Origin of the sequence: Longimicrobium sp., from assembly GCF_036387355.1 — a bacterium.
Classification (GTDB): domain Bacteria; phylum Gemmatimonadota; class Gemmatimonadetes; order Longimicrobiales; family Longimicrobiaceae; genus Longimicrobium.
In genome coordinates, this window is record NZ_DASVTX010000346.1 from 1 (window position 1) to 10,084 (window position 10,084).

A 10,084-nucleotide genomic window follows, 5' to 3' on the forward strand; every position below is an offset into this window, starting at 1 on the left:
CGCCGGACGCGCACAAGGGGCGGATGGGGCGGGTGGTGATCGCCGCCGGGCGCGCGGGGATGGCGGGCGCGTGCGTGCTCGCGGGAACGGGGGCGCTGCGGGCCGGCGCGGGGATGGCGGTCCTCGTGACCCCGGAGGCGAACCGCATCATCGTGCAGTCCGCGCTGCCCGAGGCGCTCTACACGGATCGCGACACGGCGGATGCGGATGTGCAGCGCGGGGCCGCCGCCGTGGTCGCCGGCCCCGCGCTGGGGACGGATGACGACGCGCTCGCCTTTCTGCGCGCACTCTGCGCCACGGGGGATGCGCCGCTGCTGCTGGATGCGGACGCGCTGACGCTGCTGGCCCGCGATCCCGGCCTGCGCGACGCCGTCGACCGGCCGCTGCTGCTCACGCCGCACCCGGGGGAGGCGAGCCGCCTTCTGTCATCCACCGTGGACGAGATCACGGCCGATCCTTTCGCCGCCGCGGCCGCGCTGACCGAGCGCTTCCGGTGCACGGTGCTGCTGAAGGGCAATCCGTCTCTGGTGGCGGAAACCGGGCGGGGAACGCGGGTGAACGCCGCCGGCCACTCCGGACTGGCGACGGGCGGAAACGGCGACGTGCTGAGCGGCGTGATCGGCGCCTTTCTGGCGCGAGGGATGGCGCCGGCGGACGCGGCGGCGGCGGGCCTCTACTTCAGCGGGCGCGCGGCGGAGATCGCCGGGCGCGGCCGCGGCCTCCTTCCCACGGACGTGGCGGACGCCCTGCCCGACGCGCTGCTGGAGTTGGCCGAGACGGAAAGCCCGCTCGCCCTCCCCGGAATCCTGCTGGACCTGCCGCCCGCGTACTGACGGGGCGCTCGTCCGCGGCTCCCGCGCGAACGTCCGCCACCCCCGCGTCCTTCGCGTGAACCGCCGTTCCCGTCCTCTGCGCCCGAAAGCAGCGGCGGCGGCAAACCGCGAAAGACGTTGACAGTGCGCCGCCGCAAAAGTACGTTCCGCGCACGGAACCCACCGGTTTTTCTCATCCGCACACACCCGAGTCCCCGGTACATGGCGATCATCACGGAGATCCGCGCGCGCGAGATTCTGGACTCGCGCGGCAACCCCACCGTGGAGGCCGACGTCCTCCTTTCCAGCGGCGCGGTCGGCCGCGCGGCGGTGCCCAGCGGCGCCAGCACCGGCGAGCACGAGGCCGTGGAGCTTCGCGACGGCGACAAGGAGCGCTACCTGGGCAAGGGCGTGCAGCGCGCCGTGGATCACGTGGAGGGCGAGCTGGCCGACCTGCTGATCGGCGCCGATGCGTACGACCAGGCCGGGCTGGACCGCGCGATGATCGAACTGGACGGCACGCCCAACAAGAGCCGGCTGGGCGCCAACGCGCTGCTCGCGGTGTCGCTGGCGGCCGCCCGCGCCGCCGCGGAGGACGCGGGGCTTCCGCTGTACCGCTACCTGGGCGGCGCTATGGCGAACCTGCTGCCGGTTCCCATGATGAACATCCTGAACGGCGGGGCGCACGCCAGCAACAACGTGGACTTTCAGGAGTTCATGGTGATGCCGGTGGGCGCCGAAACGTTCAGCGAAGGGCTGCGGATGGGCGTGGAGGTGTTCCACGCGCTCAAGAGCGTGCTCAGCAAGGCGGGCAAGAACACCGCGGTGGGCGACGAGGGCGGCTTTGCGCCGGACCTCAAGGACAACGAGGAGGCGGTTTCCGTCATCCTGCAGGCCATTGAAAAGGCCGGCTACCGCCCGGGCGAGGACCTGGTGCTGGCGCTGGACGTGGCGTCGTCGGAGATGTACCGCGGCGGCAGCTACGTCTTTCACAAGTCCAGCAACGAGACGAAGTCGCCCGCGGAGATGGTGGAGTTCTACCGCGAGTGGTGCCGGCGCTACCCCATCCGCTCCATCGAGGACGGCATGGACGAGAACGACTGGGACGGGTGGAAGGCGCTCACGGAGGCGGTGGGCAGCGGCGTGCAGCTGGTGGGCGACGACCTGTTCGTCACCAACACCGAGCGGCTGGCACGCGGCATCCAGGGCGGAATCGCCAACGCCATCCTGCTCAAGGTGAACCAGATCGGCACGCTCACGGAAACGATGGACGCCATCGACATGGCCCGCCGCGCCGGGTACAACGCGGTGATGTCGCACCGCTCCGGCGAAACGGAAGACACCTTCATCGCCGACCTCGCCGTGGCGACGGGCGTGGGGCAGATCAAGACGGGCAGCGCCAGCCGCACCGACCGCGTGGCCAAGTACAACCAGCTGCTCCGCATTGAGGAGCACCTGGGCGAGGGCGCGCGCTACCCGGGCCGCACGCTGTGGCGCTGAGCCCGCGCGCCGTACGGCGCATGGGGACGGGCGCGGTGCTGGCCGTGGCCGCGTACTACGCGCTGTGGGGCGGGGAATACTCCGTATTTCACCTGCGGCGCCTGGCCGCCGAGCGCCGCGAAGCCGACGCGCGCCTGGCCGACACGCGCCGCCAGGTGGACAGCCTGCGCACGCTGGCCGCCACGCTGGAAAAGAACGACGACGCGGTGGAGCGCATTGCCCGCGAGCGCTTCGGCATGATTCGCGAGGGCGAGCTGCTGTACCGCTTCGTCCCGGTGGATTCGGGCGCTCCCGCGCCCGCCCCGGCGCGATAGAAAAGCCGGGCGGGGGTTGACGGTGGGGGAGGGGCAGGTTAGATTGGTGGCTCTGTGTCGCGGGGTGGAGCAGCCTGGTAGCTCGTCGGGCTCATAACCCGAAGGTCGCGGGTTCGAATCCCGCCCCCGCTATGCCGGATCGGGCCCGCTTCCGCCAGGGAGCGCGGCGCCACGGTGGTTCGGCAGGGTAGCTCAGCTGGTTAGAGCGTACGACTCATAATCGTAAGGTCGGGGGTTCGAGTCCCCCCCCTGCTACTGTGAATGGAAAGGGCCGCTCCCATGAGCGGCCCTTTTCGTTTGGTATTTGTTCGTCTGCTGGAACGAGCGGCCCCGTGCGATGATTCCGCCCGGCTGCCTGGTCGCGATTCTTCGCTCTTCGGGGAGCTGACCTCCCGTCGCGGCACGGTGCAGAGGAGCAAGGCGAGGGAGCCGAGCCTTTCTTGCACCTGCAGGTCAAGTACTTGCGCAGACTGAACATACCTGCTACGCTCCCTGTATCAGCCCGTACGGCTCCCCCCGAGCATCCCCTCCGCACCTCCTGTCGCAAGCTCCTGCCGAGGCCGCTGTGCCCAGGCAGGGCTGAGCATTCCCCTCGTGCATGACCCTCCGCGCCTCGCGCGGGTGGACCCTGGCGACCGCGGTTTCGGCGGCACCTGCTTGCTGGTGACCGACGCCGAGTGCCTCCTCTCAGTTCCGAAAGCGGCCCAGTCATGACGTTCAAGAGCCGCGCAGGCATTGCCGCTGCGCTCCTGTTGGTCTCGCTCTCTGCCTGCCAGGATGCGCCCACCGCCGGCCAGCCCCGCGCGGTGCAGACCGTGTTGGCGGAACTCCGGTGCAGCGCGAACGTGAGGTCCGGCACCCTGTCCTGCGAGCCTGCGCAGGGCCGTACGGGCGGTGCCCGAGGGACGATCGCCACCGTGGGCGGGCAGCACCACTACGTGCGGCTGGCCAACAGCGGCAACGTGCTCGACCCGGTGGCGGGCACCTTCGCCACCACGGTCACCGTGCAGAACCTGCTGCTGGCCGCGCTCGGTACCGCGGACGGAGCTACGGCGCATGCCACGGGGGTTCGCGTCTTCTTCGCCTCCGGGCCCACGAACGGGGTGACGGTGGCGAACGCCACGGGTCAGGAGAGCTTTCTGAGCCCGAACCAGGACTACTTCCAGTACTCGGGCGCGGATCTGGGCGCCGACGGCATCCTGGGCTCGGACGAGACCAGCGCGGGCAAGCAGTGGGCGTTCAACACGGGTGGGGCGGACGGCTTCGCATTCAGCGTGTACGTGCAGGCCCAGGTGCCGACCGGGGCGGACTACACCGCGCATTTCACGCAGGTGGTAGTGGGCGGGGCCCACACCTGCGCCCTCTCCGCGGCGGCCAAGGCGTACTGCTGGGGCAGTGACGGCAATGGCCAGCTGGGCGACGGAAGCGGGACAGCGGTCTTGCTGGGCGTGCCCTCCGCCGTGCAGATGCCCGAAGGTGTGAGCTTCACCAGCATTTCCGCGGGGGCCAACTACACCTGCGCGCTGGGTACGGACGGCCGCGCGTACTGCTGGGGTTCCGACAACACCGGCCGGCTGGGCAACGGTACCACGCTGACGGCCGCACAGTACACGCCGTCTCTGGTGAACATGCCCACCGGGGTCAGCTTCACCAGCATTTCTGCCGGCAGCGGTCATGCCTGCGCGCTGGGCTCGGACAGCCGCGCCTACTGCTGGGGCACGGACAACAACGGCCGGCTGGGCAACGGTGACGCGCTGACGGCGGAGCAGCACTCGCCCTCGCCGGTAGAGATGCCGGCGGGGGTAAGCTTCACCAGTATCTCCGCGGGCACCGTTCACACCTGCGCGCTGGGCTCGAACAGCCGCGCCTACTGCTGGGGCACAGACACGAACGGGCGGCTGGGGAATGGGAGCACGTTGACGGCCGACCAGTCCTCACCCTCCGCGGTGCAGATGCCGGCCGGGGTAAGTGCTACCAGCATCTCCGCGGGTGAGACTCACACCTGCGCGCTGGGGTCGGACAGCCGCTCCTACTGCTGGGGCGCTGACACCAACGGCCGGCTGGGCAACGGCGCGACACTTACCGCTTTCCAGCAGTCGCCCTCGCCGGTGCAGATGCCCGCGGGCGTAAGCTTTACCAGCATTTCCGCCGGGACCGCTCACACCTGCGCGCTGGCCTCAGACAGCCGCGCGTACTGCTGGGGCAGTGACGGCAACGGCCGGCTGGGCAACGGCGGCACGCTGACCGCCGATCAGCAGTCGCCCTCGCCGGTGCAGATGCCGGCGGGGGTGAGCTTCAGCAGCCTCTCTGCCGCGAGCCCCCACGCCTGCGCGCTGACGGACGGGCCGGGGTACTGCTGGGGATCCAACGGGAGCCGTCAAGCGGGGGACGGTACCGCCATCGTCCGTGACGCACCGGCCGTGATCGCGGCAAGCCGGTAAGCCCGGCGCCACCGCTGCCGCGCACTGCGGCGTCGGGCTGGTGTGCCCTGAGCGAGGCTGGTGTGGCCTCGACGCGCGGAGCGCACCTGTCGACGGTTCACCCTTTCAGTGCAGAGAGAGGCCGTGTGCCCGGCTTGTCGATGCTGATCCGTCGTCGCAACCACTTGATTGCTGCGTTCGATGGGCATCTTCGGGGGGATTCCGCGTGGCGCGTTTCTGCCGGCGGTGTGCTGGCCGAGGGCTGACTGATGTCACGGAACGGAACGAACGCGGGACAAACGTCATCTGCGTGCCACCGCATCTCCCGCGGCGGGGTGATACGGCTCTGAGGAAGTTCGTGCCCGTTGGCGCCGCTCCTCCCCCGCGAGGTCAATGATCGGGGCTCGTTCGGAGTGGTCCGTCTGATCTCCGGTCACGCCGCCCCCGCGGCGGCACCTCCGCCCCGCCGGTATCCTGCCGCCCACCTCGGCGCTGAGGCGTCATTCTGAAGGAGCGTGCGCCGCACTTTCCCCGGCACCGCGTTCATGCGCGACTGAAGAATCCCGGACCGAAGCATCCGCCGCGCCGCAGTCCGGCGCGGCGTGCTCCAGCCTCTCCCGCCGCACCCGCAGCTTCCGAGCGCGGCGCGCAACCGGGCGTGCATGGGACGCGGTGGCGCGGGATTCTTCGGTCGGCGCCAGAGTCAGGGGTGGTGGAAGGTGCGGCGCGGCGCCTCGCTCAGAATGACACTCGAACTCCGAGCCGGGTGAGGAATTCCGATGCGGCTAATGTCACGGATCCGGTGCGCCTGATGCCGGTTCGCGCCGCCGCGCCGGCACCGTCCGCCCCGCCGGTCCTGCCGCCCACCTCGGTGCTGGTACAGCTCCGAGGGAATTCGTGCCCGTTGGCGCCGCTCCTCTCCCGCGAGGTCAACGATCGTGGCTCGTTCGGAGTGGTCCGATGGTAGGCACGAACTTTCGCCGATTCGTATGAGCGGAACCAACCACTGAACGGCCGACAGAACGCCCGCAAGCACTTTGCTTGCGGGCGTTCTTGTTGTTGGACCGGTCAGGGCGGTGGGGATGCCGGGAAGGCGTGCGGTCCTGCGATCGTGTTCCAGAGGCCGAGCGCGGTGCGGATTACCGTCCCGGATTCAAGCCATCCAGCCGATCGGGGCCGTTCAGCCCGCCACACGGACCGCGGAGGTCCGCTCCAGCTGCCGTTCGCGCATCCGCCCGCCGGCCCAGGCGTACGGCATCACCAGGGCCAGGTTCAGCGCCACGGCCCAGACCGGGCGCTCTCCCCACGTCGCCAACGCGCCCATCACGTTGAACACGAGCCCCAGAGCGCCCAGGATCAACGCGTGGCGCATCGGGTTCGCCGGCGCCAAGGCGGCCGTGAGCCAGCACCCGGCGATGGCGAACGCGGCCACGTAGGCCGCTTCAAGCAGAATCAGCGCGGGTTCCATCATCGGCTCGCCGGCGGCCGGCTGAATGCCGGCCGCGTGCAGGGCGGCGCCGGTCCCGAACGCCAGCGCGCCGATCAACAGAAAGCCTGCGACGACTGCCAGAATGCTGCGGAGCATGGAAGGCACGGGGGATCTCCAGGAGGGGTGAAATCGGCGGGGTGGATGCGGCGCAATGTGGACGCGCACTCCGCCGTGCACAAGGAAATTCTTTTGCACGCCATCCATCCGGATAACCTGTCCAATCCGCCTCCCGAATGAAAAGTGGTCGTGACCGCGGCCGATCCGCGGGACGGGGCGGCACAGAAGCCGACAGGGGCCGAACGTTGCAGCCTGATCACGACCGGGTGCCGGGAACACACCCGTGCGCGCGGGGGGATTGACGGAACCGGGAGGCGTGCGTACTGTCACCTTCAATCGAAAACACGCGGCGTATTCCCGCGGCTGGACTGCCGCTGGCGGGCTTGGTGCCATCGCCGCGCCCGCACTCGTCCGTACATTGCAGACCGGAGCCGCCCGCGGCGCCGGTCCCTGTAGGGAAAGGCCGCTCCGTGCAGCGGCCTTGTTCGTTTTCCTTCCTGTCACACCCGTTCGTTTTCCGCCGGATCAAAGGCGGGATCGGACCGAGCATCCGCGCGGCTTTCCGGCCCGCGGGAGAACGCAATCCAATGAACAACGGCGGCTGGTCCGCCCTGGGGCGCATCCTCGCGGGCGGACCCAGGGGGCTGGAGGAGCGGCTTCGCGCGCTCGGGTTCCGCGAGCGCATTGAACTTCTGCCCCGCCTGGCCGTGGCGGCGCTGGCCACGGTGCTGGCCGTAGGCGCGCTCTCGTCGCTCCTCAACCTGCGGCAGGTGGAGCGCATCGGGTCGCTGCACGTGCCGGCGGTGCAGGGCACCCGCGACCTGAGCGAACGGCTGGACGCCGTGCACCGCGACTTTCGCGACGCGGTGGCGCTGCGCGATACGGCTATGCTCACGGATACCGACACTCTTCGGTCGCACTTCCTGGCGGGCGTGCGCCGGCTGGGCGAGATCGGCGCGCTGGACCGGGCCGAGGCCTCGTCGCTGGGCGATGCGTTCGACGCGTGGTACACGCGCGCCCGCCGCACCACCTCGCGCTTCATCGGGGGTGAGAGCAGCCCGGCCATGATCGCCGACCTGCAGGCGCTGGCGGCGGGACGCGCGGAGCTGCGCGGCCGCATCGCCCGGGTGCGCAGCGAGCGGGAGGACGCCATCGCCGGGGTGTTCCGCCGGTCGCGGTGGTCCGGCGTGGGCACGCTGCTCTTTGACCTGGCCGTGGCCGCGCTGGCGGCGTGGCTGCTGTGGCGCATCTCGCGCGAGGTGCTCGGCAGCGTCACCGCGCAGGTGGATGAGGCGGTGCACGTGGCGGAACGGGTGAGCGCGGGCGACGTGGAAGGGGTGGAGGCCGGGGGCGCCGCCCAGGGCACGGACGAACTGGGCCGGCTGGTGGCGGCTATGCGCGCAATGGTGGCGTACCTGCGGGAAATGGCGCACGCCGCAGACCGCATCGCGGGCGGCGACCTCAGCGTCCCCGTCCATCCCCGTTCGGAGCGCGACACCTTCGGCCACGCCTTCGAGCGGATGACGACCTCGCTGCGCGCCATGGCCGAGGTGGCCGACGAGATCGCCGCGGGCGACCTGACGCGGCGCGTGGAGCCGCGCTCCGAGGAAGACCGCTTCGGGCGCGCGTTCAGCGGCATGCAGGCGCGCCTCAGCTCCGTGATCGACGAGATCCGCGGCGCCACGCACACCATGTCGGCCAGTGCGGCGGAACTGGCGGCGAGCGCGCAGGAGCTGTCCGCCACCGCCACGCAGCAGGCGCACGCCGTGATGGAGACCACGGAGGCGCTGGGCGAGGTGAACGCCGTGGCGCAGGGGAGCGCGACGCGCAGCCGCGACATGCGCGAGGTGGTCCTGCGCGGGGCAGGGCACGCGGAGCGGGGCGCCTCGGCCGCGGTCGAGACGGTGGAAGCCATGAACGCCATCACCCGCCGAATCTCCGTCATCCACTACCTGGCGGACCAGACCAACCTGCTGGCCCTGAACGCGGCCATCGAGGCGGCGCGCGCGGGCGAGCACGGCCGCGGCTTTTCCGTGGTGGCGGCGGAGGTGCGCACGCTTGCGGAGCGCAGCCAGGAGGCAGCGCGCGAAATCGGCAGCATCGCCGCCAGCAGCAGCAGCGTCGCGGAGCGCAGCGCGGGGCTCATGGCCGCACTGGAGCCGGTGATCCAGGAAGCGGCGGAGCTCATGGAAGAGGTGGCGGAGTCCAGCACGCGCCAGTCGCGGCAGCTGGCCAGCGTGGGAGAGCGGACGGTGGAGATGGACCAGATCACCCAGAACAACGTGGCCGCGTCGCAGGAACTCTCGTCCACCGCCGAAAAGCTGGCGGCCGAGGCGGACCAGCTGCAGGCGCTCGTGAGCTTCTTTCGCATCCGGGGGCACCATGACCGCTGAGCGCATCGTTCGCGGCGCCCTGGCCGCCGCGCTGGCCCTGCTCGCCGCGTGCGGCGGGGACAAGGATGAGACGGGGAGCCGGGGCCGGAGCGTCCGCGTGGGGCTGGTGCTGAGTAGCGGCGGGCGCGGCGACCGCGGCTTCAACGACGCCGCCATCGCCGGGCTGCAGCAGGCCGCGCGGCAGCTGGGCGCCGACACGGCCGTGAGCGAGAGCGGGGCCGACGAGTCCAGCCCCGCCGCGCTGGCCCGCTACGCCGAGCAGGACCGCGACCTGGTCGTGGGCGTCAGCTTCATGGCGAGCGCGCCGGCCTTTGCGCTCGCGGGCAGGCATCCGCAGACGAACTTCGCCGTGCTGGACTACTCGCCGGTGACGGATTCGCTGGGCCGCGCCATGCCCACGCCGCCCAACCTGGCCGGCGTCACGTATCGATCGGAGGAAGGCGCCTTTCTGGCCGGCGCGCTGGCGGGGCTGATGTCCCAGTCCAGGCGCGTGGGCTTCGTGGGCGGGATGGACGCGCCGGTGATCCGGCAGTTCGAGGCGGGGTACGCGGCCGGGGTGGAGCGGGTCTGCCCCGCCTGCCGCGTGGTGGTGGACTACGCGGGCACGACGCCCTCCGCGTTCAACGATCCCGCGCGGGGGCTGGCGCTGGCGTCGGCGCAGTACGCGGGCGGAGTGGACGTCATCTTTCACGCCTCGGGCGGCACGGGGGCGGGGGTGTTCCGGGCCGCGCGCGAGAGCGGGCGGTGGGTGATCGGGGTGGACGTGGACCAGTACGATCAGGCGCCGGGCCGCGTGCTGACCTCCATCACCAAGAACCTGGGCGTGTCGGTGCAGGGGCTGGTGCGGCAGGAGAGCACAGGCACCTTCCGGGGCGGCGTGATTTCGCAGGGGCTGGCGGATGGCGCGGTGGGATGGGTGTACGACGAGCGGAACCGGGGGATGATCCCCGCCGCCGTCTACAACCAGGTGGAGACGCTGCGCCAGGCCATCATCGCGGGATTGATCCAGGTGCCGCGCGTGCCGGAAGAGGTGGCGGCGAAAGCGGATCCGGCTTCCGCGCCCTGACCGCGCGGCGCGGGATGCGGAAAGTGGTCGCGG

7 protein-coding genes and 2 tRNA genes are annotated in these 10,084 nt (G+C 71.0%); 8 read left to right on the plus strand and 1 reads right to left on the minus strand.

What is annotated here, in order from left to right; translation table 11 throughout:
• The 6 genes from VF665_RS15205 to VF665_RS15230 form a co-directional block, all read left to right on the plus strand.
• Positions 1 to 833, plus strand: an 833-nt coding sequence (locus VF665_RS15205) for an NAD(P)H-hydrate dehydratase (protein ID WP_331054287.1), incomplete at its 5' end; no start/stop codon positions are given.
• 201 nt (positions 834 to 1,034) lie between these two features.
• On the plus strand, positions 1,035 to 2,312 hold the full coding sequence (eno, locus tag VF665_RS15210; RefSeq protein WP_331054288.1) for a phosphopyruvate hydratase: 1,278 nt from the start codon (positions 1,035 to 1,037) through the stop codon (positions 2,310 to 2,312).
• A complete protein-coding gene (locus VF665_RS15215) occupies positions 2,303 to 2,626 on the plus strand; it encodes a septum formation initiator family protein (protein WP_331054289.1) in 324 nt (107 codons plus the stop codon). The genes eno and VF665_RS15215 overlap by 10 nt, the downstream gene beginning before the upstream one ends.
• A 58-nt stretch (positions 2,627 to 2,684) precedes the next feature.
• Positions 2,685 to 2,758, plus strand: a tRNA-Met gene (locus tag VF665_RS15220).
• A gap of 49 nt (positions 2,759 to 2,807) precedes the next feature.
• Positions 2,808 to 2,881, plus strand: a tRNA-Met gene (locus VF665_RS15225).
• A gap of 590 nt (positions 2,882 to 3,471) precedes the next feature.
• Entirely contained in the window at positions 3,472 to 5,067 is a 1,596-nt protein-coding gene (locus VF665_RS15230) for a hypothetical protein (protein WP_331054290.1), read from the plus strand.
• 1,159 nt (positions 5,068 to 6,226) lie between these two features.
• On the opposite strand, the gene VF665_RS15235 is transcribed toward VF665_RS15230, so the two are convergent.
• The gene (locus tag VF665_RS15235) at positions 6,227 to 6,631 is read right to left on the minus strand and encodes a hypothetical protein (protein ID WP_349263141.1); all 405 of its coding nucleotides are present in this window, start codon (positions 6,629 to 6,631) and stop codon (positions 6,227 to 6,229) included.
• 548 nt (positions 6,632 to 7,179) lie between these two features.
• On the opposite strand from VF665_RS15235, the gene VF665_RS15240 reads away from it, so the two are divergent.
• Positions 7,180 to 8,985, plus strand: a complete 1,806-nt coding sequence (locus tag VF665_RS15240) for a methyl-accepting chemotaxis protein (RefSeq protein ID WP_331054292.1) — start codon at positions 7,180 to 7,182, stop codon at positions 8,983 to 8,985.
• On the plus strand, positions 8,975 to 10,051 hold the full coding sequence (locus VF665_RS15245; RefSeq protein ID WP_331054293.1) for a BMP family ABC transporter substrate-binding protein: 1,077 nt from the start codon (positions 8,975 to 8,977) through the stop codon (positions 10,049 to 10,051). Before VF665_RS15240 ends, VF665_RS15245 begins: the two co-directional genes overlap by 11 nt.
• The last annotated feature ends 33 nt before the right edge of the window (positions 10,052 to 10,084 follow it).